A 24678-nucleotide genomic window follows, 5' to 3' on the forward strand; every position below is an offset into this window, starting at 1 on the left:
GCACCATAGTGCGGACAGCGCGCCGCCTTAGCTCAGATGGCCAGAGCAACGCACTCGTAATGCGTAGGTCTCGGGTTCGAATCCCGAAGGCGGCTCCACTGGAACCCCAGGGCAGAAGATTCTGACCTGGGGTTTTTTCGTGCGTGAGGTGCGGCGGTGGCGCCGGGAGCGGGGAATGCGGGGGTCCGTGGTCCCGGTCGTGGGCCCTGGGGGCCGGCGGGCGGGGCGGGCTGGGGTCCGGGTGCCGTGCGCTGGCGGGAGGCCGACGGGGACGGGGGTGCGAGAGGGAGGGACGAGAGCCCCGGTCGTTCACCTCCGCCGACCGGGGCTCTCTTGCGTCCCCGGATCCGGCCGCGGCGGCGACACTCCCCCGAGCAACGCGATGAACGCGCGCACCGTCGGGGCCAGATCCGATGAAGTGATCACATCAGGTCGCACCAACGGATCGCTAACATGTGGCCAACGGTTTCCCGCGGCGCTGCCGGTCCGCTGGCGTGAAGTCATCTGTCGCAGGAGGGCGGCAGCGGACGGGTGGCCGGGGTCGCGACGGGAAGACGGCGGAACCACGCCCGATGACACCGACAAACGGCCGTAACGGTAGCGGATCACGACGGAATCCGCTGGGGCGCCGCCGGATTATTGCCGGGCGTCCGCGGCTGTCGGCGCGGGTGGCCGGAGAGCAGTTGGCGGGAAACCGTCGTTGGACAGTGGGAATCGGTCACGGACGGCCGTTTCCCCAGGGGAGCGCGGCCGTTCGGGCGCGCGGAGAGGCAGTGGGCGGCGGGATGGGGGCACCTCCCTGCTCGGACGGACCCGAGAGCCCGGGGGAGCGGCACGGGCCGCCGTTCAGGCTGCGGTTCGGGCTGCTGGGGCCGCCGGTGGTGTACGACGCCTCCGACGCCCCCGGTCCCGACGGGTCGGCCTGCGCCGTGCGCGGCGTGCGCAGCGGCAAGGTGCGGTCCTTGCTCGCCGCGTTGCTGCTGGAGGCCGGGCGCGTCGTGCCCGTCGACTCGCTCAAGGACGCCCTGTGGGGCGGGGAGCCTCCGGCGTCCGCGCATGCCTCGCTGCACAACCACGTCGCCCGGCTGCGGCGGCTCCTCGACGACCCCGAGCGACTGCGCGCGGTCCCGCCCGGCTACCGGCTGCGCGTGGAGCAGGGGGAGTTGGACGTCCATGTCTTCGACGCGCATGTCGCCGCGGCCCGCGCCGCGCACGCCGACGGGGACTGGGCGCGCACGGTGCGCGAGTGCACGGCCGCGCTCGCGCTGTGGCGCGGCACCCCGCTGAGCGGGCTGCCCGCCGACCTCGGCGGGTACGCGTTCGTGCAGCGCCTCACCGAGGCACGGCTCCTGCTGCTCGAATGGCGCTACGACGCCGAGCTCGCCGCGCCCGGCGCCCGCCCGGACGGACTCGTCCCCGAGCTCGCCGCTCTCGCCGCCGAGCATCCGCTGCGCGAGGCGTATCACCGTCAGCTGATGCTCGCCCTGCACGCCACCGGGCGGCAGGCCGAGGCCCTCGCCGTCCACCGCGATCTGCGCGCCCGCCTCATCGAGGAACTCGGCATCGAGCCCGGCCCCGCCGTCCGCGAGGCCCACCTCGAGGTGCTGCGGGGGGAGACGGGGACCCCCTCTGCCCACCCGGGCTTCCACACCCTCGGCGGCAGCGCCGCCCACGCCCACAACGCCGTCCACGCCCACGGCGCCGACGCCGGCCCCGGCACCGACGCCGGTCACAGGGCTGCCTCCGCCTCCGCCTCCGGCCGCAGCACGGACGCGGGCTCCAGCACGGACCCCGGCCGCCGTACGGACGCGGCGCCCGGCACCGACCCCGGCCGCCGTACGGACCCCGACCACGCCACCGCACCCCGCCCCCACACCGACCTCACCACCCCCGACACCGACCCCGCCGCCCCCGGCGCCGACCACCCCGCCGTCCCCGCTCACCGCCCCACCCCCGACCGCCGCACCGGCCCCGCCGACCGCCGCAACCCGGGCGTCGCCGACCGCCGCGGCCCCGGCGCCCCCGACCGCCGCACCCCCCGCGTCGCCCCCACCTCGACCCCCGCCCCCGACACCGACCCCACCACCCCCGCTCCCCGGCCTGCCCAACTCCCCCCGCCCCCGGCCCACTTCACCGGCCGCGCCCACACCCGCGACGAGCTTCTGCGCACCCTCGCGCGGCCCTCGGCCGTCACGGTCGTCAGCGGCATGGCCGGCGTCGGCAAGAGCGCCCTCGCCCTGCATGTGGCCCATGGCCTGCGGGAACGTTTCCCCGACGGCCAGCTCTATGTGAACCTGCACGGCGCCACGCCGGGCATGACCCCCCTCACCTCCGGCCAGGCACTCGCCGCCCTGCTGCGCGACCTCGGCACCGAGCCCCGCCGTATCCCCGAACACCCCGACGCGGCCTCGGCGTTGCTGCGCTCCCTGCTCGCACCCACCCGCACGCTCATGGTGCTCGACGACGCCGCGAACGCCGCCCAGGTGCGGCCGCTGCTGCCGGCGGGGCCCGGCTGTGCGGTGATCGTCACCAGCCGCTCCCCGCTGACCGCGCTCGACGGGGCGGTCCGCTTCCCGCTGACCCCGCTGAGCGACGAGGACAGCGCCGCCCTGCTGCGCGCGGTCTCCGGGCGGGACGGGCTCGACGCCGGCCATCCGCTCGTCGGACTCACCGGTCGCCTTCCGCTCGCCCTGCGCGTGGTCGCCGCCCGTCTCGCCGCCCGCAGCGCCCTCACCCCGGAGGTGCTGGCCGGTCAGCTCGCCGCCACCGAGGGGCGGCTGCACCACCTGGAGTACGACGACCTGAGCGTGCGCCGCTCCCTCGCCGTCGCGCACGAGGCGCTGGCCGCCTCCGACCGGGAGGCGGACCGGGACGCGGCCGTCGCCCTCGGCCGGATCGGCGCGCTCGACCTGCCCGGCTACGGCGCCCCGCTCCTCGCCCGCCTCCTCGGCACCGACGAGCGGCGCGCCGAGGCCGCGCTCGACCGGCTGGTCGACGTGGCGCTGCTGGAGGAGACGGCGTACGGGCGCTACGCCCCGCACGACCTGGTGCGCGACTTCGCCCGCGAACTGGCCCCCACCGGACAGGACGGCGACACCACCGGAACCGCCCTGCGCTGGTACGCGGCCGTCGCCGAACGCATCCTCACCGCGATCGTCGAACCGGGCGTCGACCAGGACGACCGCCGCCGCCCCACCGCCGCGCAGCCGCCGGAGCACGCGGCCGACGTCACCGTCGTACCGCCCTTCGACAGCCCGGAGGAGGCGTTCGCCTGGGCGGACGGGGAGCTGGACAACATCGTGGCGCTGGCGGAACGGTACGCCGGTGAGGACGCCGAGGACTCCGGCCGGCTCACGCACCCCTGCCACCTCGCCCGTCTCTCCACCCTGCTGCGGCTGCTGTTCCCGTGTCTGCACCGCAGCGGCCGGGTCGCCGAGATGGAGGTGCTGGGGCGGGCCGCGCTCACGGTGGCGGGACGGCTCGGGGACGCGGCGGCCGAGGCGTACGCGCTGGGCGATCTGGCCGGCCTGTACTTCCTCACCGGCCGGCACACGGAGGCGCTCGCCCTCAACGACCGCTCCCTGGAGATCTGGCGGCGGCTCGGCACGCCCACCCGGATCCGGCGCTGCCTGAACAACCGCGGGCTGCTGCTCGAAGGGCTCGGCCGGCACGCCGAGTCGGAGCAGGCGCTGCGTCAGAGCCTGGAGTGCTCACGGCAGTTGAACGACCCGCAGGGCGAGGCGGTGACCTACAGCCACCTCGGCAACCTCTACGAGCACACCGACCCGCGCGCGGCCATCGAGCAGCACCGGCGTTCGCTCGCCATCGGCGTGGAGATCGGCGCCGTGATCGTGCAGCACTCGGCGCACTGCAACATCGGCTACGCCCACCTCTCCCTCGGCGAACCGGACGCCGCCCTGCCGCACTTCGAGGAGAGCCTGCGCATCCTGGGCGGCCACGGCGACTGGCACGGCGAGTCCCAGACACGGCTCGGCCTGGTGCGCGCGCTGCGGCTGCTCGGCGACACCGCGCGGGCCGACCGGGAGTGCGCGGAGCTGCTCGCCCGCGCCGACGCCCGTGCCGACGGCTACACCGGCGCCCTGGCCCGCCACCAGCACGGGCTCCTGCTGCGCGAGCAGGGCTGTACGGAGGAGGCGCGCGAGCAGTGGCGCACCGCGCTCACCGCCCTCGACGGCACCGACGAGAAGGCGGTGCTGAGGGAACTGCGGGATCTGCTCGACGAGCAGGACTGAGTCCGCCGCCCCTCCGACGCGCGTACGCCCGGCGCCCCTGTCCGGCGTCCCGCTCTGTGGCGTCCGGCGCTGCTATTTGGCGTCCGCATAGCACTCCACCACCGCCGTGGTGAACGGGAACCGCACCGGCGTCTCCCCGAACGTCAGCCGGCCGGCGAGGTCGGCGGCCTCCCTGATGGCCTGGACGACGGTCTCGGCCTCCTCCTGCGGGCAGTGCACGATCACCTCGTCGTGCTGGAAGAAGACCAGCTCGGCCGCGAGCGAGGCGCAGGCCCTGCGCAGCGCGGCGAGCAGCAGCAGGGCCCAGTCGGCGGCGCTGCCCTGGACGACGAAGTTGCGGGCGAAGCGGCCCCGGGCGCGGGCGTTGGTGGAGGCGTAACCCGGCACCCACTCCTGGCCGGCCGCTGCCGGGGCCTCCTCGTCCTGGGGGAGACCGGCCTCCTCGGCGCCCTCGCCCGCCCCGGCCGCCGGGGGACAGGTGCGGCCCAGCCAGGTGCGCACCAGCCGCCCCTCCTCACCGGCCCGCGCCGCCTCGTCGACGTAGGCCACGGCCCGCGGGAAGCGGCGTCTGAGGGCGGCGAGGTTCTTCAGGCCGTCCCCCGAGGTCTGGCCGTAGATCGCGCCCAGCACGGCGATCTTGGCCTGGTCGCGGTCGCCGGAGAAGGCGCGGTCGGAGACGGCCTGGTAGAGGTCGGTCGCGCGGCCGGCCACCTCCATCAGGCCGGGGTCGCGGGAGATCGCCGCCAGCACGCGCGGCTCCATCTGGTCGGCGTCGGCGACCACCAGACGCCAGCCGGGGTCGGCGACGACGGCCCGCCGGATGACGCGGGGGAGCTGGAGCCCACCCCCGCCGTTGGTGACCCAGCGGCCGGTGACCGTGCCGCCGGCGACGAACTCCGGGCGGAAGCGGCCCTCGCGCACCCAGTCCTGGAGCCAGGACCAGCCGTGGGCGACCCAGATGCGGTAGAGCTTCTTGTACTCGATCAGCGGTTTCACCGCCGGATGGTCGATCGTCTCCAGCTCCCAGCGGCGAGTGGAACCGACCTTGATCCCGGCCTGGGCGAAAGCCTTGATCACATCGGCGGGCAGATCGGGGCGGACCCTGCGGCCGAAGGCGGCGGAGACCTCGTCGGCCAGCTCGGCGAGGCGACGCGGCTCGCCTCCGCCCGCGTACCGCTCGCCGAGCAGTTCGTGCAGCACCCGGCGGTGGACCTCGGCGCTCCACGGCAGCCCCGCCGCGTTCATCTCGGCGGCCACCAGCATGCCCGCCGACTCGGCGGCGGTCAGCAGCCGCATGCGCTCCGGGTGCGCGGTGGCGTCATGGCGGCGCTGCTGCTCGGCGTACACGTCGATCAGGTCCCGCAGGGGCACGTGCGCGCCGCGCGGTTCGAACAGCGGGGACTGCGCGCCCGGTTCGGCGGCGCGCTGGGGCGGGTCGGGCGGGACGGGGCCGCCGCGCAGCCGGGCGAGGGCCGCGGCGGCCGAGCGCGGTTCGCCGTACCGCCCTTCGTGGCCGAGCAGGAGGGTCTCGGCGTCCTCCAGGTCGTAGCACCGCTCCACTCGCACCCCCGCGGCGAGCAGGCGCGGATAGACCTCGGCGGTGGAGCGCCACACCCACCGGGCGACCTCGGGCCGCCCGCGCACGGCCCCCGCGAGGTCCGGCTCCCACCGCACCGGCCCGGCGGGCAGCCCGTCCGGACCGAGGGGGGCGAGGTCCACGCCACCGTCCTCGGCCGGAGCGAGTGCCCACCGGTCGGTCATGCTGCGAGTGTGGCACCGGGGTCTGACAACGGCCCCGGACAGCTGTCCCGACCCGCCCGCCCGGCCACCGGCTGCACGAGATCTCGCCGGCCTGCCGGGCGCAAACGCAGGCCCTCGGCGCGGTGGCGTCCTGGCGGTGTCGACCGGCGCGGTGGCGTCCTGGCGGTGCCGGTCGGTGCGGTGGCGTCCTGGCGGTGCCGGCCGGCGCTGCGGCTGCCCGACGGCGTCAACCGCCGCCGCCACGCCCCGGCGGCGTCAACCGGCGATTGACGCCTGTCTCGGGTGCCGGGTGTCTTCGGCAAGGTGCGACCATCGAGCCGTGAGTACGCCCACCACCGTCGACCGCGCCTTCGAGCTCGCGCTGTACGGCGACACCGCCGACGCCGCCCTCGACACCGCCGCCTCCCTGCTCGCCGCCGACCCCGCCGCCGACGCGGAACTGGACCGGCGCGGGCGGGAGTTCGCGGCGGCGGCCTGGCGGCGCGGCTGGCAGCCCGCCGACGTCGTACGGATCGTGCGCCGCGAACTGGACGACGTACATCTGCGGCTGGTGGCGGCGCTCATCCGCGCGCAGGCGCCCGACGACCGGCCGCGCGGCCCGCGCTGGGCCGCCCAGATCGAGGAACTGCCCGGGGAACTCCCGCGGCGGACCGACCGTTTCTCGTACGCCACCGCCGTGCTGGAGCTGTACCGCCTGCTGCTGAGGCTGCCCGCCCTCGAACCCCTCGACCGCCCCGAGGGCCCGCCGCGGGCCGAGTCGCGCATGCTCGCCAGGATCCGTGCGCTGCTCGCCAAGGCCGAGGCGACCGGCTATCCGGAGGAGGCCGAGGCGCTCAGCGCCAAGGCGCAGGAGCTGATGGCCCGGCACAGCGTGGACGAGGCGCTGCTGGCCGCGCAGGCGCCCGACCCGGACGCGCCGGCCGCCTGCCGGATCGGCGTCGAGCCGCCGTACGAGCAGGCCAAGGCGGTGCTGCTGGACGCGGTCGCGACGGCCAACCACTGCCGGGCCGTGTGGAACGAACCGCTGGGCTTCTCCACGGTCGTCGGCTTCGAGGCCGATCTGGAGGCGGTCGAACTGCTGTACGCCTCGCTGCTGGTGCAGGCCACCTCGGCGATGACCAGGGCCGAGGCCGCCCAGCGCGCGGGCGGACGCAAGCGGACCAAGACCTTCCGGCAGTCGTTCCTGGCGGCGTACGCCCATCGCGTCGGCACCCGTCTCGCCGCCGCCGCGGAGACGCAGGTCAGCGAGGACCTGCTGCCGGTCCTCGCCTCCCGCGAGGTCGCGGTGACGTCCGCGACGGACCGGCTGTTCCCCGAGACCACCACCAGCCGGCTGCGCGGGATCAGCGACGAGGCCGGCTGGGCGGAGGGTGCCCGCGCCGCGGAGGCCGCGGAGGTCCGCTCCCGGCGCCGGCTGGCCTGAGGCGGGCGCCCCGGAGCCAGGGGTGGTCAGTCGCCCGTCCGCTGGAAGCCGCTGACCGACGCCTCGGGGGCGTCCGCCCCGGCCACGGGCCCGTACTGCGCCAGCGGCCAGTCGAAGCTCCGCTGCTCGTCCGAGCCCGGCAGGGAGATCCGCAGCGTACGGACGGCCAGGCTGCCGGCGCCCGCCTCGCCGCGTACGTAGGTGACGGCGAAGGAGGTGGTCGCGCCCTCGGCGAGCCTCACCTCACCGGGCTGAGCCGCCTTGTCCCGCGGGACGTCGACAGTCTTGTCGCCGGTGTCCAGGACGACTCCGGGGAAGCCCTTCAGGGTGCACTCGGGGCCGGGGTTGGTCACGGTGACCGGCACATTGCCGGTGTCCCCGGCGGCCGGTGCGGCGTTCGCGGGCTCGACGGCGATACGGACCGTCCCGATCGCGCAGGGTTCACCGGCCCGCGGCTTGGCGTCGTCGCCGCCGTCTCCGTCTCCGCCGCCGCAGGCGCTCAGCGCGAGGGCCGCGGCGAGGGTGGTGAAGGGGAGGAGGGGGGAGCGAAGGGTGCGCATGGCTGGGTCCTCGGGGGCTCAGTGCTTCGGTGCTCGGTGCTCGGTGCCTTGCTGGTCCGGGCTCGTTGCTTGGTGCTCGGTGTCTCGGCGGTCCGGGCTTGGTGCTCGGCGCCTCGGCGGTCCGGGCTCCGCGCTCGGTGCTCGGATGGTGCGGAGGGATCATGCCGCACCACGCCGCGCTCCGCTCGTACGGCCCTCGTACGGCCCTCGTACGGCCCACCCGTGCCCCGTATGCCCCTTCTGCCCCCCCTCACTCCCTTACGCTGACAGAATGAGCTGGTTCCGGGCGCTGAAGGAGACCTCGCGCTCGGGGCTCAGCGTGGAGCGGACCCGGTTGGAGCCGCTGGTCGCGCTGCGGGGTGCCGTGGGGCTCGGGATCACGATCGGGCTGAGTCTGTGGGCGCTGGGCGCGGAGGCCGCCGTGAGTTCGGCGTTCGGCGCGTTCCAGGCGGCGATCGCCACCTTCCAGCGCAGCTGGCGCCCGCGGCCGGAGCTGGCGCTGGCCTCCGGTGCGAGCCTGGCGGTGTCGACGTTCCTCGGATATCTCACGGTCACCCACCTCGCCCTGTTCCTCGCGCTGCTGGCGGTGTGGACCTTCGCGGCGGGGCTCAGCTGGGCCGCGGGCCCGACGACCGGCCTGATCGCCTCCTCGAACGTGGCGATGATGCTGATCACCGTCACCCTGCCGACCTCGGTCGCCCAGGCGGGCGTGCACGCGGCGACGATGGTCGCCGGTGGTCTGATCCAGGCGGCGCTGATCGTCCTCTTTCCGGTACGGCGCTGGGGTGCCCATCGCGACGCGCTGGCCGACGCGCTGGCCGCCGAGGCCGACTACGCACGCCGACTGCGGCACGACCCGGTCGCGCCGTTCGACCCGTCGGCGCTGATGGAGGCGCGGGCCGCGGCCGCCCTGACCCCGCGCCAGGCCCGCCGCCGCCCCGCGGAACTGCGCGGCACGCGCGGGCTCGCCGAACGCATCCGTCCGGTTCTCGCCTCCCTCGCCGACCCGGCCGTCGGCGTCCCGCCGGAGGGCCCGGAACGCGACCGCGCGCGCGAGCTGCTCGGCGCGGCGGCCGCCGTCCTCGACGCCGCCGCGCACGCCGTCCGCCACGGCACCTCCGTCGATCTGCCGCCCGCCGCGGTCGCCGCCTTCCGCACCCCGGACACCGGTTCGATCCTCACGGGCGCCCCCTACCGCGCCGCCACCCGCCTCGGCCGCCTCCTCCAGGACGTGGTGGAGACGGCGCAGGGCTCCGGCGAGGCCGCCCCGGCAGCGCACCTGCACCGCCCCTCCCTCCTGGCCCTCGCCCCCGTCGCCCTGCGCGCGATGCGGGACGAGCTGCACCGCTCCTCACCCGTCGCCCGGCACGCCCTGCGGGTGACCGTCGTCGCGTGCGCCGGCTACCTCCTGGGCACCGCGCTGCCGTTCGGCCACGGTTACTGGGCGCCGCTCGCCGCGGTGATGGTCATGCGGCCGGACTTCTCCCAGACGTACAGCCGCGCGGTGGCCCGCTTCGCGGGCACCCTCGTCGGGGTGGCCGTGGCGACCGGGGTCCTCCAGATCACCGGCGCGGATCCGGGGGCGTCCGGCGCGCTGGCGGTCGGCAGCGCCGCGCTGATGTACCTGCTCATGCGCACCGGCCAGTTCGCCGCCCAGGCGTGCATCGGCGCCTACGTCGTCTTCCTGCTCGGCATGGGCGGCGAGCAGTGGACCCAGACCGTGCCGGAACGCGTGCTGCTCACCCTGCTGGGCGGGGTGCTGGCGATGGTGGCGTACGCGGTCTACCCGGCGTGGGAGACCCCGCGGCTGCGCACCTACCTCGCCGACTGGCTGGCCGCTCAGGGCCGCTACGCCGCCGCGGTCGTACGGCACCACGCCGAGCCCGCCGGGCGTTCCGCCCCCGATGTCCGCGAGGCGCTCCTCGGCGCCCGGGCCGCCCGCGCGGCCTGGCACGCCGCGGTGGCTCGCGCCGCGGGCGAGCCGGTGCGCCACCGCGGTCTGTCCCGGGTCGCGGCCGACGACGCCGAGGACGCGCTGACCCAGACGGGTCGTGTGGCGATGCTCATGGAGGCCCACCTCCCGGAGCGCGGAGCCCCGCCGCTCCCGCCGGCCGGCCGCCTCGCCGACGCCCTGCGCACGGCCACGGAAGCGGGCGCCCGCGCGGTACGGGAGCGCCGGGTGCCCGACTGGACGGCCGTACGGGACGCCCTCCAGGACCCCGGCTGGGCCGACGCCGACGACACCGTCGTACGCCAGGGCGGCCGCCTGCTGCTGCGGCACCTCACCGAACTCTCCGAGGCCCTCGACACGGCCGTACCACCGATGACCGCCGGCAGGGACGCCAACGGCCGGATCACCAAGGGTGACGCGAACGGCCCGATCACCGGGGAGGACGCCAACGGCCGGATCGCCAAGGGGAACGCGGACGGCACCGCCACCGGCGGGAACACGAACGGCACCGCCACCGGCGGGAACGCGGACGGGCCGCGGAACCCGGGAGATTCCGCGGCCCGTTGAGGCGGCCTCAGGAGACCGGCCGGCTCACTGCCCCAGCCCCGCCGTCGGCAGCCCCGTCGGCAGCTTTCCGCCCTCGGCGCGCTGGTAGGTCTCCCTGGTCCCGCCGGACCAGGTGACCTTCAGGGTGGAGCCGTCGACGGAGTCGACCGTGCCGGAGGTCCGCTGGTCGTCGCCGTCGGCGCAGGTCAGCCGGATGGACCCGGATCGCGCCGTGCCGCTGCACACCGAGCCCTTGGAGCCGAACAGCGCGGCCTGCTCGCCGGTGACGACCAGCGCGACCGCGTCGCCGTCGGCGGTGGTGAGCCAGCTGCCCTCCAGCCCGCCGGCGGGGGCGGTGGTGGCACCGCCGGTCGCGGAGGGCGCGGTGGCGCTCGGCGTGGGGCTCGTGCTGGGGTAGGCGTCGTCCTCGGAGCCGCCGTCGTCGCTGCACGCGCTCAGCACGAGCGTGCCCGCCAGCGCCGCGGTCACCGCCCCCAGCCGGACCCGCCGTACCCGCCTGCGCGCCACGCGCGCGTACGCCACCGTATGCACTGCAATCCCCCAGGGTGAGCCGGTCGGTCGCCAGAACGCGCAGCAAGCTACCAGCCCGTAACCGCGGGCGGGCCTATGACGTCGGGCACACCGGCGGCTACCAGGACGACTTGCGCACCCCCGGCAGATACCCCGCGTGCGCCTGCTCGCGCAGGGACACACGGGAGAGCCCGAAGGCGCGGAAGTATCCGCGCGGGCGGCCGTCCACCTGGTCCCGGTTGCGTACGCGCGTGGCGCTGGCGTCGCGCGGCTGCCGGCGCAGCTCCTGCTGGGCGGCGAGCCGTTCGGCCTCGGTCGACGACGGCCTGCGGATGATCTCCTTCAGCTCGGCCCGCCGGGCGGCGTACCGGGCGACGGTCTGCTGCCGCTTCTCGTTCTTCGCGATCTTGCTCTTCTTGGCCATCAGATCTTCACCCCGCGCGCGCGGATGCGGGCCACGGCCGCCTCGACGCCGATCGTGTCGACCGTCTTGATCGCCCTCGCGCTCAGCCTCAGCCGTACATGGCGGCCCTCGCTCGGCAGCCAGTAGCGCTTGGTCTGGATGTTGGGGTCGAAGCGGCGGGAGGTCCGCCGGTGGGAGTGGGAGATGTTGTTGCCGAAGCCGGGCTGTGCGCCGGTCAGCATGCAGTGCGCGGACACGGGTGATGCACCTCTCTCGGAGCCGTTGTGTAAATGGGAATCATTTTCAGTAGCATAGCGGCATGGCACGCAACGAACTCCGCCCGGTCATCAAACTCCGGTCCACGGCCGGGACCGGCTACACCTACGTGACCCGCAAGAACCGCCGCAACGACCCGGACCGCATGACCCTGCGCAAGTACGACCCGGTCGTCGGCCGCCACGTCGACTTCCGAGAGGAGCGCTGATCACCGCCATGCGCGAGGGAATCCACCCGCCCTACGGCCCGGTCGTCTTCCGCGACCGCGCCGCGAACCACGCCTTCCTCACCCGCTCGACGATGACGAGCGAGAAGACGATCGAGTGGGAGGACGGCAACACCTACCCGGTCGTGGACGTCGAGATCTCGAACGTCAGCCACCCCTTCTACACCGGCACCGCCCGCGTCCTGGACACCGCGGGACGCGTCGAGCGCTTCGAACGCCGGTACGGGAAGAAGGGCTGATGCTGTCCGTCGTGATCGTCGGCGGGCTGCACGCCGACGCCCGCAAGGCCGCCGTCGACCAGCTCCTCGCCGACGTGCCCGGCAGTGTCGTGCTCCACCACGACCTGGCCACGGCCCCGGCGGGCACGGTCGTACGGACCGTCCGGGACGCCACCGGGCTGCTCGACAGGGGCGAGACCCCGCTCGTCAACGACTGCGCCTGCTGCGCCCTGCGCGAGGACCTGGTGCCGGAGCTGGAGCGCATCCGGGACGCGGGCACCGCCCCGCTCGCGGTCGTCGAGCTGTGGGACTCGGTCGAACCCAAGGCGATGGCGGAGGTGATCACCGCCGGCGGCCTCACCGTCACCGGCGTGATCACCGCCGTCGACCCGGCGCTGCTGCTGCCGTACCTCGGCAACGGCGACGACCTCGCCGAGCGCGGCCTCGCCGCGGCCGCCACCGACCAGCGCACCGTCGCCGACACCTTCGCGCGCCAGCTGGAGTACGCCCCCGTCCTCGCCGTGGCCGACTCGGAGGAGGCCGACGACGAGGACCGCGAGCTGCTGGCCCAGCTGCATCCGACGGCCCGGCGGGTGCGGATCGGCCCCGCGCAGGCACAGGAAGCGGCACCCGAATCCGCACGTGCATCCCAGCTCCCCGCACCCGACCCCACCGCCACCCCCACCCCCGCCCCCGCGTCCGCCCCTCGCTCCCCGCTCGCCCGAGCCGCCCTCGCGGGCTTCGACGTGGAGGCCGCGGCCGCCGCCCAGCACCCGGCCTGCGCCCTGCTGCCCGCCGAGGCCGACGCGCACGGCGTGTCCACCTTCGTCTGGCGCCGCCACCGCCCCTTCCACCCGGAGCGGCTCTACGCGGCCCTGGAGGACCTGACCTGCGCGGCCGCCCGCAGCCGGGGCCGGTTCTGGCTCGCCGACAAGCCGGACACGCTGCTGCACTGGGACGCCGCCGGCGGCGCCCTGTGCGTGGAGAGCGCGGGCCCGTGGCTGGCCTCCCTGCCCGACGCGGCCTGGGAGATGGTGCCGCCGGTGCGCCGCGCCGCCGCCGCGCTGGACTGGCACCCCGAGCACGGCGACCGCTGCCAGCACCTGGTGTTCACCTCTCCCGGCCTGGACCGCGACGGCCTGGCGCACCTGCTGGAGTCCTGCCTGCTCACCGACGCCGAGTACGCGGCCGGACGCGACGCCTGGCGGCAACTGCCGCACCCCTTCGACACCCTTCTGGAGGTTTGAACCCCCATGCCCCGCAAAGGCGAGCGCAAGCCCGCGAAGAACCGCCCCAACCCGCTGGACCAGGCCGGCGTCACCTACATCGACTACAAGGACACCGACCTGCTGCGCCGGTTCATCTCCGACCGCGGCAAGATCCGCAGCCGCCGGGTGACCCGCGTCTCCGCGCAGCAGCAGCGGCAGCTGGCCCGCGCGATCAAGAACGCCCGGGAGATGGCGCTGCTGCCGTACGCCGCCAGGTGAGGCGCTGACGGCCCCGCGGACCACAGGCGGGAGGCCCCCACGGACGACACGTGGGGGCCTCCCGCCTTCGTCATGGACGCGGACGCGGCGCCTCCGCCGCCCCGAGGGGGACACCGACGCCGATCCGGACAATCCGGCGGACAGAACACCCACCCGGACCCTGGAACAGGAAGGCCGCGAAATGCGTCTCTTCCTAGTGCGCGAAGGATTCGATCCGGTCGATCCGGCACAGCTCATGACGCGGAAGATCACGGACGGGGGATGGAGGTCGCATGCCGTGCGATCCCTGGGGAAGGCGCTGAAAGGCCCGGCATGAGGGGCCCGGCGAGGCTGTAACCGCAGGACCACCCCGCGTGCACGTGCATCTGCCCATGCATCTGCACATGAACAACGTTATGATCCGGCTCAGTTGACCACTGCATCAATGGCCACACCAGCCAGTGCACCACCGGGGAGCGATCTGTGGACCACGACGTGTACAACGGCATGGCGGCGACGAAGCTGCGGGACGTGGCCTGGCAGAAGAGCCGCCACAGCAATTCGCAGGGATCGTGCGTGGAGTTCGCCCGGCTGCCGGGCGGCCGCGTGGCGGTGCGCAACTCCAACTACCCCGACGGACCGGCGCTGGTGTACACCCGCGCCGAGATCGAGGCGATGCTCCTCGGGGTCAAGGACGGGGAGTTCGACCACCTGATCGCGGGCTGAGGAACGATGCCGAAGGATGCGGGCTGAGGAACGGGTGCCGAAGGAGTGCTGGGCGCCCTGACGCGCGTAGAGCCGCGACCGTGGACGTGCCGCGGCGCCTCACGCGTCCGGCTGAAGCCGGAACAGCGCCCAGACCACCTTTCCGCTCAGCGTGCCGGCCAGCGGGTGCCAGCCCCAGCTGTCGCTGAAGGAGTCGACCAGGAACAGCCCGCGCCCCGACTCGGCCGAGAAGTCGTCCGTGGCGCGTGTGACCGGACCCTCGGTGCTGGGGTCGCGCACCGCGCACACCAGCCGCTCGGTCCACCGCATCAGATGCAGCCGCACGGAGGGGTCCTGCTGCTGCCCGGCGCACGGACCGCCCTGCGGCAGCGCGTGCCGCAGGGCGTTGGTGACGAGTTCGGAGACCACCAGGCAGACGTCGTCGAAGCGTTCGCCGAGCTCCCACTGGTCGAGGGTGCCGCGGGTGAACTGCCGTGCCTCGCGCACCGCTTCGTAGCGGGCGGGCAGAGCGCAGGAGGCGGCGCTGGACACAGCTGCCGGATCCAGTGGTGGAAGGCCCTGCCTTAACGGCTCGAGCATGGTCGATCCATTCGTCCCCATGCGAGGCACTCCCCCGGTAATTCGCGGTCGTTGCGATGCAGCGGTGGCGCGGGACCATGGTTTCGGATGCTCAGAGCAGATGCAAGGGCAGATGCACGTGCACGTGACCGAATTGGTCAGCCCCGTACCGCTTCTTGGCCATTTTTTCTGCCACCTTCCGGCCGCCTCCCGGTCACCTGCCGCACTGGTTCGCAGTTGAATCTTTGGCTTCTTTCCGTCTCCGTAATCGGGCGAGTACTGCTCGGAGTGTTTTAGTGGCAGACTGCGGGCCCTGAAGACGGTTGGGGAGGCGGCGAACGTGAGCGCGGGAGAGCCCGGATCGGTGGTGCGGCGGATGCTGCTCGGCTCGCAACTCAGGCGACTGCGCGAGGCGCGCGGGATCACCCGCGAGGCGGCGGGTTACTCGATCCGCGCCTCCGAGTCGAAGATCAGCCGGATGGAGCTGGGCCGGGTGAGCTTCAAGACGAGGGACGTCGAGGACCTGCTGACGCTGTACGGCGTCACCGACGAGGCCGAGCGCAATGCGCTGGTCTCGCTCGCCCGTGAGGCCAATGTCGCGGGCTGGTGGCACAGTTACTCCGACGTGCTGCCCAACTGGTTCCCGACCTACGTGGGGTTGGAGGGCGCGGCCTCGCTGATCCGTGCCTACGAGGTGCAGTTCGTGCACGGACTGCTGCAGACCGAGGACTACGCGCGCGCGGTGGTGCGGCGCGGCATGAAGGGCGCGAGCGAGGCGGACGTCGAGCGGCGCGTGGCCCTGCGTCTGGAGCGGCAGAAGCATCTCGTCGCCGAGAGCGCCCCCGACTTCCACATCGTCCTCGACGAGGCCGCCCTGCGCCGCCCGTACGGCGACCGCGCGGTGATGCGCGGCCAGCTCCAGCACCTCATCGAGATCTCCGAACGCCCCAATGTGCGGCTCCAGATCATGCCGTTCAGCTTCGGCGGGCACTCCGGGGAGAGCGGCGCCTTCACCATCCTCAGCTTCCCCGAGTCCGACCTGTCGGACGTGGTCTACCTGGAGCAGCTCACCAGCGCCCTCTACCTCGACAAACCGGAGGACGTCGCCCAGTACGAGTCGGCGCTGAAGGAGCTGCAGAACGACAGCCCCGGACCGGACGAGAGCCGGGATCTTCTCCGAGGTCTCCTTCAACTGTCTTGAAACACAAGTACGATGACGCGTGATCAGACCGTGAGGCCGTTCGGGTGTCCGCGCCTTCTGCCGTGACCGCTCGACCGCTTCGACTGCTTCAGCGGCAGGGGATTGAGGGATCACATGTCGTCCTGGTTCAGCGACCTGGCTCAGCAGTACATCGACGGCGAGTGGCGTCCGGGCTCCGGCTCCTGGGACATCATCGACTTCAACCCGTACGACGGTGAGAAGCTGGCCTCGATCACCATCGCCACGGTCGACGAGGTCGATCAGGCGTACCGCGCGGCCGCGCGGGCGCAGCGGGAGTGGGCCGAGGCGGGCGCCTTCGCCCGGCAGGCGGTGCTGGAGAAGGCGCTGCGGCTGGTGGAGGAGCGCGAGGCGGAGATCGCCGAGGTGATCGTCGCCGAGACCGGCGGCACCCGGGGCAAGGCCGCCTTCGAGCTCCACCTCGCCAAGCAGATGCTGCGCGAGGCGGTGGGCGTGGCCACCCGCCCCGAGGGCCGGATCGTCCCCTCGCCCGCCGACGGCAAGGAGAACCGCCTTTACCGCGTCCCCGTCGGCGTGGTGGGCGTCATCAGCCCCTTCAACGTCCCCTTCTTCCTGTCGCTGAAGTCCGTCGCCCCCGCCCTCGCGCTCGGCAACGGCGTGGTCCTCAAGCCGCACCAGGACACCCCGGTCACCGGCGGCACCCTGCTCGCGAAGATCTTCGAGGACGCGGGTCTGCCGGCCGGGGTGCTCAACGTCGTCGTCACCGACATCGCCGAGATAGGCGACGCCTTCATCGAGCACCCCGTACCCAAGGTCATCTCCTTCACCGGCTCCGACAAGGTCGGCCGCCACGTCGCCACCGTCTGCGCCTCCCACTTCAAGCGCACGGTCCTGGAGATGGGCGGCAACAGCGCGCTCGTCGTCCTCGACGACGCCGACATCGACTACGCCGTCGACGCGGCCGTCTTCAGCCGGTACGTCCATCAGGGCCAGGTCTGCATGGCCGCCAACCGGGTCCTGGTGGACCGGTCGGTGGCCGAGGAGTTCACCGAGAAGTTCGTCGCCAGGGTCAAGGGCCTGAAGGCGGGCGACCCGCGCGACCCCGAGACCGTCATCGGCCCGGTGATCAACTCCTCGCAGGCGGAGTCGATCACCGGGGTCGTCGAGCAGGCGGTCGCCGAGGGCGCCACCGCGCTGGTGCGCGGCACCACCCGCGAGAACCTCGTCGAGCCCTCCGTCCTCACCGACGTCCCGGCGGACTCCTCGCTGCTGCGGCAGGAGGTCTTCGGCCCCGTCGCCTTCCTCGTCCCCTTCGACGGCGAGGAGGAGGCCGTACGCCTGGTCAACGACACCCCCTACGGCCTCAGCGGCGCCGTGCACACCGCGGACGTCGAGCGCGGCGTGCGGTTCGCCCAGCGCATCGACACGGGCATGTTCCATGTGAACGACGGCACCGTCCACGACGAGCCCCAGGTCCCCTTCGGCGGTGAGAAGAGCTCCGGGGTGGGACGCCTGAACGGCGAGTCCACGGTCGACGCGTTCACGTCCCTGAAGTGGATCTCGGTGCAGCACGTCAGGAGCCGGTTCCCCTTCTGAGCGGCGCCCCGGCGTCGCAGGGCGTCGGGCGAAGCGTCTGCGCGGCGGTCTTTCCCTTCGACACGGACCCTTGAGGACAGAACCTGACCGCAAGCACCCGTAGCGTCGTGGTTGTTCCGAAGAACCGCACCGACCGCGAAAGGTGGCCGCCCATGCCCACTCACGTTTCCGCCGAGGCCCACGGTGACGAGCGCGGCGCGCTCCTGGCCTTCGTCGAGGCACAGCGCGGCGGGGTGCGCCGGGCGCTGCTCGGACTGACCGACGAGCAGGCGGCGCGCACGCCCAGCGCCAGCGAGCTGTCCCTGTCCGGGCTGCTCAAGCATGTCGCCGAGGTGGAGCTGACCTGGCTGCGGATGGCCCAGCAGAAGCCCAACGAGCGGGCCCGGACCGAGGACACCTGGGCCGAGGGCTTCCGGCTCGGCGAGGGCGAGACGGTCGCGGAGACGCTGGCCTTCTGGGACGGGGTGGCGCGGGAGACGGAGGAGTTCATCCGTTCGGTTCCGTCGCTGGACGACACCTTCCCGCTGCCCCGCGCGCCCTGGTTCCCCGAGGACGGCCGGGTCTCGATGCGCTGGCTGATGCTCCACCTCGTCGAGGAGATCGCCCGGCACGCCGGCCACGCCGACATCATCCGGGAGTCCCTGGACGGCAGGACGGCCTTCGAGCTGGTGGCCGAGGAGCAGGGCACATCCTGGGGCTGACCGCAAGCCGCCGGGGCCAGGGGCTCTACGCTGGCCCCATGTCAGCGATCCGTCTCCTCGTGCTCGGCGCGGTCCGCCAGCACGGGCGGGCCCACGGCTACCAGGTGCGCAACGACCTGGAGTACTGGGGTGCGCACGAGTGGTCCAACGCCAAGCCCGGCTCGATCTACCACGCCCTGAAGCAGATGGCGAAACAGGGGCTGCTGCACGCGCACGAGATCGCCCCCTCCACCGCGGGCGGCCCGCCGCGCACGGAGTACGAGATCACCGACCGCGGTGTCGAGGAGTACCTCGGCATGGTCCGCGAGGCGCTGGCCGACTATGACCAGAAGATGGACATCAAGTCCACCGCCATCGGCTTCATGGTCGATCTGCCGCGCGCCGAGGCGGTCGCCCTGCTCAAGGAGCGCATCCGCCGGATCGAGGAGTGGCGCGGGGCCGTCACCGAGCACTATGTGCCCGAGGACGGCCCCGAACAGCTCGGTCACATCGGCGAGATCATGAACCTGTGGATCCACACGGCCGACGCCGAGGCCGAGTGGACGCGCGGGCTCATCGAGCGGATCGAGGGCGGGGCGTACACCTTTGCGGGCGAGGGCGAGCCGTTCGTCGGCATCCTGGCGGAGGATCAGGAGAACCCGCACGCGACGGGTGAGGCGCATCCGGGAGATGCGCGCTAATCAAGTTTGACTTCTGCGCCTCTCGGGGATACCTTTCCCCGAGTAGTCAACTTTGACTAGCGAGAGAGTGGGTGGCCAGTGACCGATGCGGCGATCGCCGTCGAAGGCGCGCGCAAGGCATACGGAGACAAGAAGGCGCTGGACGGGCTGGACCTCGTGGTGCCGCGCGGCACGGTGCGCGGGGTGCTCGGTCCCAACGGCGCCGGCAAGACGACCCTGGTGCGGATCCTGTCCACGCTGCTGCGGCCGGACGGCGGCCGCATCCAGGTGGCCGGCCACGACGTGGTGACCCACGCGCGCGAGGTCCGCCTGCGCATCGGCCTGCTCGGCCAGCACGCGGCCCTCGACGAGGAGCTGGGCGGCCGCCAGAACCTGGAGATGTTCGGCCGCCTCTACCACCTGGGCGCCCGGCACGCGCGCGTGCGCGCCGACGAGCTCCTGGAGCGCTTCGGCCTCACCGACACCGGACGCAAGGCGGTCAAGCAGTACAGCGGCGGCATGCGGCGCCGCCTCGACCTCGCCGCCTCCCTCATCACCGACCCGGAGGTGCTCTTCCTGGACGAACCCACCACCGGCCTCGACCCCCGCGGCCGCGCCGAGGTGTGGAGCGCGGTCCGCTCCCTCGTGGGCGGCGGTACGACGGTCCTGCTCACCACGCAGTACCTGGAGGAGGCCGACCAGCTCGCCGACCGCGTCTCGGTCGTCGACTCCGGCCGGGTCGTCGCCGACGGCACACCCGACGAACTCAAGTCGGCCATCGGCGCCGACCGCATCGACGTCGTCCTGCGCGACGCCGGACAACTGGGCGCGGCCGTCGCCCTGTTGCCGGCCGGCATCGACAAGGGCGCCGTCTGCGTCGACCCCGACCGGCGCCTGCTCAGCGCCCCCGTCACCGACCGCATGACGGCACTCTCCGGCGTCGTACGGGCCCTGGAGGCGGCCGGCGTCGACGCCGAGGACATCGCCCTGCGACGCCCCACGCTCGACGAGGTGTTCCTGCACCTGACGGGCGACGAGAACCGAGTGAAGGAGGCCGTGTGAGCGCGTACGGATACGTCGTGGCCGACTCCTGGACCATGACCCGCCGCGAACTCGCCCACTGGGCACGGCAGCCGGCGCAGGTCGCGGTGAACCTGGCCTTCCCCGTGATGCTGCTGCTGATGTTCGGCTACCTCATGGGCGGCGGCCGGGGCGTCAGCGGCTCCTACGTCGACTATCTGATCCCCGGCATGCTCGCCCTCACCATGGCCTTCGGCCTGGAGGGCACGATGATCGCCGTCACCCAGGACCTCGACAAGGGCGTCATCGACCGCTTCCGCTCCATGCCGATGGCCGACGGGGCGGTGCTGGTGGGCCGGTCCGCAGCCGACATGCTCCAGTCGGCGCTGGTGCTCGCCGTCCTGTCGGGCGTCGGGTACGCCCTCGGCTGGCGGGTGCACGGCGGCCTCGGGGGCTTCTGCGCGGCCATGGGCCTGCTGCTGCTCTTCCGGTTCGCCATGCTCTGGATCGGCATCCACCTGGCCCTCGTCGCCGGGAAGCCGGAGATGGTCCAGGCCGTCCAGATCCTGGTCTGGCCCGTCGGCTTCCTCTCCAACGCCCTCGCCGCACCCCACTCCATGCCCGACTGGCTGGGCACGGCCGTCGAGCGGAACCCCCTGTCCCACACCGCGAGCGCGGTGCGCGACCTGTTCGGCGGCGGCCCGGTCGACACCGGGCACGTCTGGGCGGCGGTGGCGTGGCCGCTGGCACTGCTGGCGGTGTTCTTCCCCCTGGCGGTACGGCGGTTCGGGCGGCTGAGCAAGTAGGCCGACTGAGCCGCGGCCCCCGGCGGGGGGCTGCCGGGACACGCGTTTCGAAGTCCTCGCCGGAAACCGGGAACCCCGAGCCGGTCCGCGGTGTACCAGAAGCAGCGACCGGGCCATCGCGGACCGGAGCGGATCGGAGGGGGACATGACCGGTGGGGACATGACCGGTGAGGAGACGCGGCCACGAGGACCAGGGCCGTGGGCGAGGCTGTGGACGGCGTGCGGTGTGCTGCTCGCGCTGCTGGCGCTGTGCGCGGCCTGCACACCGCCCGACGGGGGCGGGCAGCGGGCGGGGAGCCCCCGAGGCCAGGGCAGTCGCGGCAGCCCGGTCGGGCCGACCGACGCGGGCGCGCTGCCGCGGATCCCGTCGGCCACCGGCCTGCCCGGCTGGTCGCACGCGACCGGCTTCGCCGCCGACGGCAGCGGCTTCACCCTGCTCGCCGACTGCGGCGGCACCGGATGCCGTCAGGGGGTGGCCGTACTGGACGCGGGTGCCGGCGGATGGCGCACGGCCGAGTCACCGCTGCCCGTCCTGCCGCCCGACGCGGGCGTCACCGCCGGGCTCACCGTGCTGGGGCCGGGCCGGGCGCTGATCACCGAGGGCACCGCGCGGCCGGGCCGGGCCGGCCCGACCGCACCTGGTTCACCCGCGACGCGGGCCGCACCTGGCAGCGCGGCACGACACGGCCGACGGGCGGCACGGCCTCCGTCCCCGTGGGCGCACCGCTCGTGCCCCAGTGCCTGGAGCCGGACGAGGACGGCGACGGCTGCGCCCGCAACCGGCTCCTGGCCGTCCTGCCGGACACCGGCGAGCACCGCGTGCTGCGCGGCCGTCCACCGCTGACGGGCATCCTGTCCCCGGCGGGTGACATCGCGCCGGACGCGCTGTTCGTGGCCGCCGAGGACCCGGACACCGGCCTGCCCGCCCTCGCCCTCAGCGACGACCGCGGCCGCACCTGGCGCCCGAGCCGCCTCACCGACCCGGCGGCCACGGGCCGGGCGCCCTGGGTGGTCGCGGGCCCGAACGCGCTCTACGCGGTCCAGTCCGGCCCGCTGCCGGCCCGCGAAGGCGTGAAGAACGGCCTGCTCGCCCTGCACCGCAGCACCGACGGCGGCACCACCTGGACGCGGGTGTGGAGCTACCGCGCGGGTGTCGAACCGCTCTCCGTCCTCGGCGTCGTCGCCGCCGACGACCACAGCCTCACCGTCCACTCCGAAAGAGGCGTCTGGCACAGCACCGACGGCGCCCGCACCTTCCGGGGCACCCGCGGCCGAGGCCCGTCCGGCGCGGCGCACCGCACCCCGCTCGGCTGGCTGTGGACCGACAGCTACGGCAACGGCGCCCACCGCATATCCGCGGACGGCGTCCACTGGCACGCCTTCCGGCCGGGAGGGGGATGAGCCGACGCGCGGCGCCGCAGCGCGGGAGGCCGGGCATCCGCAGGAAAAATGCGGCTTGCACCTCACGTCACGTGAGGGCGCACCGTGGAGTGCGTACCGAGAAGGGAGCGGAAGTGAGCTACTCCGTGGGACAGGTCGCCGGGTTCGCCGGGGTCACGGTGCGCACGCTGCACCACTACGACGACATCGGCCTGCTCGCCCCGAGCGAGCGCAACCGCGCGGGTCACCGGCGCTACAGCGACGGCGACCTCGACCGGCTGCAGCAGATCCTGTTCTACCGCGAGCTCGGCTTCCCGCTCGACGAGGTCGCCGCCCTGCTCGACGACCCGGACGCGGACCCGCGCGAACACCTGCGCAGGCAGCACGGACTGCTGACCGCCCGGATCGAGAAGCTGCGCAAGATGGCGGCGGCCGTGGAGCACGCCATGGAGGCACGCACGATGGGAATCAACCTCACGCCCGAGGAGAAGTTCGAGGTGTTCGGGGACTACGACCCGGACCAGTACCAGGACGAGGTCCAGCAGCGCTGGGGGAACACCGACGCCTACCGGCAGTCGCAGCAGCGGGCGGCCTCGTACACCAAGGAGGACTGGCAGCGGATCCAGCGCGAGTACGACGAGGTCAACCAGCGGTTCGTCGCCCTGATGGAGGCCGGTGAGCCGGCCGACTCCCCGGCGGCGATGGACGCCGCCGAGGAAGCCCGCCAGTGGATGTCCCGCAACCACTTCGAATGCGGTTACGAGATGCACACCTGCCTGGGTGAGATGTACGTCTCGGACGAGCGCTTCACGCGGAACATCGACAAGGCCAGGCCGGGCCTCGCGGTGTACATGCGGGACGCGATCGTCGCCAACGCCGCCCGTCACTCCGCGTAGACCGTCCCGGCCCGGGAGTGGCACAGGGGATCACTCCCGGGTCAGGACCACCGCCGTCCCGTACGCGCACACCTCGGTGCCGACGTCCGCCGCGTCCGTCACGTCGAAACGGAACGCGAGTACGGCGTTGGCACCCCGCGCGCGTGCCTGCTCCACCAGGCGTTCCATGGCCTGGTTGCGGGTCTCCACCAGGGTCTTGGTGAGCCCCTTGAGCTCACCGCCGACCAGTGACTTCAGCCCCGCGCCGATCTGGCTGCCCAGATGGCGGGAGCGGACCGTCAGGCCGAACACCTCGCCGATCACCTGCTCGACGCGGTATCCGGGAACGTCGTTCGTCGTCACGACCAGTACGTCCGGCTGGGGGCCCTGGCCGCCGCCGTAGTCTTCGATGCCCATGGTGCACAGCTTGGTGCCCGTGCCCGCGCGGTGCATCCTGGAGGTCAGGTGGAACCCGGGGCGGGCGCTGGGCGTTGATAGCGTTGACCGGCCGTACCGCACGCCGCCGTACTTCCCCTCACCCCTCTGGAGCCCGGAACCGTGACGACGCTCGCCCTCGGACCGAGCTGGCTCGATCCGAACTACCTGCTCGACACCTTCGGCATCTGGGGCCTGCTCCTGATCGTCTTCGCCGAGTCCGGGCTGCTCATCGGCTTCTTTCTGCCGGGCGACTCCCTGCTGTTCACCGCGGGCCTGCTGATCACCTCCGAGCAGCTGGACTTCCCGCTGTGGGCGGCGATCGTGCTGATCTGCATCGCCGCGATCCTCGGCGACCAGGCGGGCTACATGTTCGGCAAGAAGGTCGGCCCGTCCCTGTTCAACCGCCCCGACTCCCGCCTGTTCAAGCAGGAGAACGTCACCAAGGCGCACGAGTTCTTCGAGAAGTACGGCCCGAAGTCGCTGGTCCTGGCCCGCTTCGTGCCCATCGTGCGCACGTTCACGCCGATCATCGCCGGCGTCAGCGGGATGCGGTACCGCTCGTTCCTGATCTTCAACGTGGTCGGCGGCATCCTCTGGGGTGCCGGAGTCACCCTGCTCGGCTCGTGGCTGGGCGGCATCGACTTCGTCAAGAAGAACATCGAGGCGATCCTCATCCTGATCGTCCTGCTCTCCGTCGTGCCGATCATCATCGAGTTCCTCAAGGCCCGCTCCCAGGCCAAGAAGAACCCGCAGCGCCCCGCCGAGCCGGCCCGCCGGCACGCGACCCCGCAGCAGGCGGCCCCCCAGCAGCCGTACCAGCAGTACCAGCCCATGGACGACGCCACGACCCAGCTGCGCCGCGTCGACGAGGCTCCCGAGCAGCAGCCGTACGGCCACTACGACCCGCAGTACGACCAGCAGCAGTACGACCAGCAGCAGTACGACCAGCAGCAGTACGGCCGGCACCAGGGCGGCTACGACCAAGGCGGCTACGACCAGGGCGGCTACGACCAGCAGCAGTACGCGCAGCAGCCGTACGACCCGTACCACCAGCAGAATCCCCAGCAGCAGCAGTACCCGTACCCCTACAACCAGGGGGACCAGCAGTACCGCTAGGCGAGCCGG

General features: G+C 73.3%; 25 protein-coding genes and 1 tRNA gene. 19 read left to right on the forward strand and 7 right to left on the reverse strand.

All coding sequences use genetic code 11. From position 1 onward, the window contains the following. Window positions 1-21: 21 nt before the first annotated feature. Both ACSU6M_RS18820 and ACSU6M_RS18825 read left to right on the forward strand, forming a co-directional pair. Window positions 22-98, forward strand: a tRNA-Thr gene (locus tag ACSU6M_RS18820). A gap of 687 nt (window positions 99-785) precedes the next feature. Beyond that, a complete protein-coding gene (locus ACSU6M_RS18825) occupies window positions 786-4253 on the forward strand; it encodes a BTAD domain-containing putative transcriptional regulator (RefSeq protein ID WP_437070914.1) in 3468 nt (1155 codons plus the stop codon). Window positions 4254-4325: 72 nt separating this feature from the next. On the opposite strand, the gene ACSU6M_RS18830 is transcribed toward ACSU6M_RS18825, so the two are convergent. Next, entirely contained in the window at window positions 4326-6014 is a 1689-nt protein-coding gene (locus tag ACSU6M_RS18830) for a bifunctional 3'-5' exonuclease/DNA polymerase (protein WP_437070915.1), read from the reverse strand. Window positions 6015-6333: 319 nt separating this feature from the next. Here ACSU6M_RS18830 and ACSU6M_RS18835 point away from each other — a divergent pair, with 319 nt between their 5' ends. Next, entirely contained in the window at window positions 6334-7437 is a 1104-nt protein-coding gene (locus tag ACSU6M_RS18835) for a DUF2786 domain-containing protein (RefSeq protein WP_437070916.1), read from the forward strand. Between the two features lie 26 nt (window positions 7438-7463). Here the strand turns inward: ACSU6M_RS18835 and ACSU6M_RS18840 are convergent, their stop codons facing one another. After that, window positions 7464-7997, reverse strand: a complete 534-nt coding sequence (locus ACSU6M_RS18840; protein WP_437070917.1) for a DUF4232 domain-containing protein — start codon at window positions 7995-7997, stop codon at window positions 7464-7466. A gap of 271 nt (window positions 7998-8268) precedes the next feature. On the opposite strand from ACSU6M_RS18840, the gene ACSU6M_RS18845 reads away from it, so the two are divergent. After that, the gene (locus tag ACSU6M_RS18845) at window positions 8269-10515 is read left to right on the forward strand and encodes an FUSC family protein (RefSeq protein WP_437070918.1); all 2247 of its coding nucleotides are present in this window, start codon (window positions 8269-8271) and stop codon (window positions 10513-10515) included. A 24-nt stretch (window positions 10516-10539) separates the two neighbouring features. Here ACSU6M_RS18845 and ACSU6M_RS18850 read toward each other — a convergent pair whose 3' ends face one another. From ACSU6M_RS18850 to rpmB, 3 genes are all read right to left on the reverse strand, one after another. Continuing rightward, a complete protein-coding gene (locus ACSU6M_RS18850) occupies window positions 10540-11022 on the reverse strand; it encodes a hypothetical protein (protein ID WP_437070919.1) in 483 nt (160 codons plus the stop codon). A 121-nt stretch (window positions 11023-11143) separates the two neighbouring features. Next, a complete protein-coding gene (gene rpsN / locus ACSU6M_RS18855) occupies window positions 11144-11449 on the reverse strand; it encodes a 30S ribosomal protein S14 (protein WP_437070920.1) in 306 nt (101 codons plus the stop codon). Beyond that, window positions 11449-11685, reverse strand: a complete 237-nt coding sequence (gene rpmB, locus ACSU6M_RS18860; RefSeq protein WP_437070921.1) for a 50S ribosomal protein L28 — start codon at window positions 11683-11685, stop codon at window positions 11449-11451. The genes rpsN and rpmB overlap by 1 nt, the downstream gene beginning before the upstream one ends. 62 nt (window positions 11686-11747) lie before the next feature. Here rpmB and rpmG point away from each other — a divergent pair, with 62 nt between their 5' ends. The 5 genes from rpmG (at window position 11748) to ACSU6M_RS18885 (ending at window position 14340) form a co-directional block, all read left to right on the forward strand. Continuing rightward, complete coding sequence (gene rpmG / locus ACSU6M_RS18865; RefSeq protein WP_003999141.1) at window positions 11748-11912, forward strand: 50S ribosomal protein L33; 165 nt, start codon at window positions 11748-11750, stop codon at window positions 11910-11912. 8 nt (window positions 11913-11920) lie between these two features. Next, window positions 11921-12169 carry a type B 50S ribosomal protein L31 gene (locus ACSU6M_RS18870; protein WP_437070922.1) on the forward strand — a complete coding sequence of 83 codons (249 nt, stop codon included), beginning with the start codon at window positions 11921-11923 and terminating at the stop codon, window positions 12167-12169. After that, window positions 12169-13395 carry a CobW family GTP-binding protein gene (locus tag ACSU6M_RS18875; protein ID WP_437070923.1) on the forward strand — a complete coding sequence of 409 codons (1227 nt, stop codon included), beginning with the start codon at window positions 12169-12171 and terminating at the stop codon, window positions 13393-13395. The genes ACSU6M_RS18870 and ACSU6M_RS18875 overlap by 1 nt, the downstream gene beginning before the upstream one ends. Before the next feature lie 6 nt (window positions 13396-13401). After that, complete coding sequence (gene rpsR / locus ACSU6M_RS18880; protein ID WP_437070924.1) at window positions 13402-13635, forward strand: 30S ribosomal protein S18; 234 nt, start codon at window positions 13402-13404, stop codon at window positions 13633-13635. Window positions 13636-14121: 486 nt separating this feature from the next. Further along, on the forward strand, window positions 14122-14340 hold the full coding sequence (locus ACSU6M_RS18885; RefSeq protein ID WP_437075212.1) for a DUF397 domain-containing protein: 219 nt from the start codon (window positions 14122-14124) through the stop codon (window positions 14338-14340). A gap of 99 nt (window positions 14341-14439) precedes the next feature. Here ACSU6M_RS18885 and ACSU6M_RS18890 read toward each other — a convergent pair whose 3' ends face one another. Further along, entirely contained in the window at window positions 14440-14940 is a 501-nt protein-coding gene (locus ACSU6M_RS18890) for an ATP-binding protein (protein ID WP_437070925.1), read from the reverse strand. 334 nt (window positions 14941-15274) lie between these two features. Between ACSU6M_RS18890 and ACSU6M_RS18895 the strand changes: the two genes are divergently transcribed. The 9 genes from ACSU6M_RS18895 to ACSU6M_RS18935 all read left to right on the forward strand — a co-directional run bounded on the left by ACSU6M_RS18895 (window position 15275) and on the right by ACSU6M_RS18935 (window position 23136). Then, window positions 15275-16099 carry a helix-turn-helix domain-containing protein gene (locus ACSU6M_RS18895; protein WP_437075214.1) on the forward strand — a complete coding sequence of 275 codons (825 nt, stop codon included), beginning with the start codon at window positions 15275-15277 and terminating at the stop codon, window positions 16097-16099. Window positions 16100-16213: 114 nt separating this feature from the next. Beyond that, complete coding sequence (locus tag ACSU6M_RS18900) at window positions 16214-17674, forward strand: aldehyde dehydrogenase family protein (protein WP_437070926.1); 1461 nt, start codon at window positions 16214-16216, stop codon at window positions 17672-17674. Between the two features lie 152 nt (window positions 17675-17826). Continuing rightward, complete coding sequence (locus tag ACSU6M_RS18905; protein WP_437070927.1) at window positions 17827-18375, forward strand: DinB family protein; 549 nt, start codon at window positions 17827-17829, stop codon at window positions 18373-18375. Between the two features lie 38 nt (window positions 18376-18413). Further along, the gene (locus ACSU6M_RS18910; protein ID WP_437070928.1) at window positions 18414-19055 is read left to right on the forward strand and encodes a PadR family transcriptional regulator; all 642 of its coding nucleotides are present in this window, start codon (window positions 18414-18416) and stop codon (window positions 19053-19055) included. Between the two features lie 78 nt (window positions 19056-19133). Continuing rightward, the gene (locus tag ACSU6M_RS18915; RefSeq protein ID WP_437070929.1) at window positions 19134-20096 is read left to right on the forward strand and encodes an ATP-binding cassette domain-containing protein; all 963 of its coding nucleotides are present in this window, start codon (window positions 19134-19136) and stop codon (window positions 20094-20096) included. 35 nt (window positions 20097-20131) lie between these two features. Further along, window positions 20132-20860 (forward strand): ABC transporter permease, encoded by a 729-nt coding sequence (locus ACSU6M_RS18920; protein WP_437075216.1) that lies wholly within the window; start codon window positions 20132-20134, stop codon window positions 20858-20860. Between the two features lie 145 nt (window positions 20861-21005). Then, window positions 21006-21704 carry a hypothetical protein gene (locus tag ACSU6M_RS18925; RefSeq protein ID WP_437070930.1) on the forward strand — a complete coding sequence of 233 codons (699 nt, stop codon included), beginning with the start codon at window positions 21006-21008 and terminating at the stop codon, window positions 21702-21704. Further along, window positions 21680-22261, forward strand: coding sequence for a WD40/YVTN/BNR-like repeat-containing protein (locus ACSU6M_RS18930; RefSeq protein WP_437070931.1), 582 nt, complete (start codon window positions 21680-21682; stop codon window positions 22259-22261). Before ACSU6M_RS18925 ends, ACSU6M_RS18930 begins: the two co-directional genes overlap by 25 nt. Before the next feature lie 113 nt (window positions 22262-22374). Beyond that, window positions 22375-23136 carry a MerR family transcriptional regulator gene (locus ACSU6M_RS18935; protein WP_437070932.1) on the forward strand — a complete coding sequence of 254 codons (762 nt, stop codon included), beginning with the start codon at window positions 22375-22377 and terminating at the stop codon, window positions 23134-23136. Between the two features lie 30 nt (window positions 23137-23166). Here the strand turns inward: ACSU6M_RS18935 and ACSU6M_RS18940 are convergent, their stop codons facing one another. After that, window positions 23167-23532, reverse strand: coding sequence for a YbjQ family protein (locus ACSU6M_RS18940; protein ID WP_437070933.1), 366 nt, complete (start codon window positions 23530-23532; stop codon window positions 23167-23169). A gap of 141 nt (window positions 23533-23673) precedes the next feature. Here ACSU6M_RS18940 and ACSU6M_RS18945 point away from each other — a divergent pair, with 141 nt between their 5' ends. Then, complete coding sequence (locus ACSU6M_RS18945; RefSeq protein ID WP_437070934.1) at window positions 23674-24669, forward strand: DedA family protein; 996 nt, start codon at window positions 23674-23676, stop codon at window positions 24667-24669. Window positions 24670-24678: the final 9 nt, after the last annotated feature.

The sequence above is a fragment of the Streptomyces sp. enrichment culture genome (assembly GCF_964272895.1).
In the GTDB taxonomy this organism is placed as follows: Bacteria; Actinomycetota; Actinomycetes; order Streptomycetales; family Streptomycetaceae; genus Streptomyces.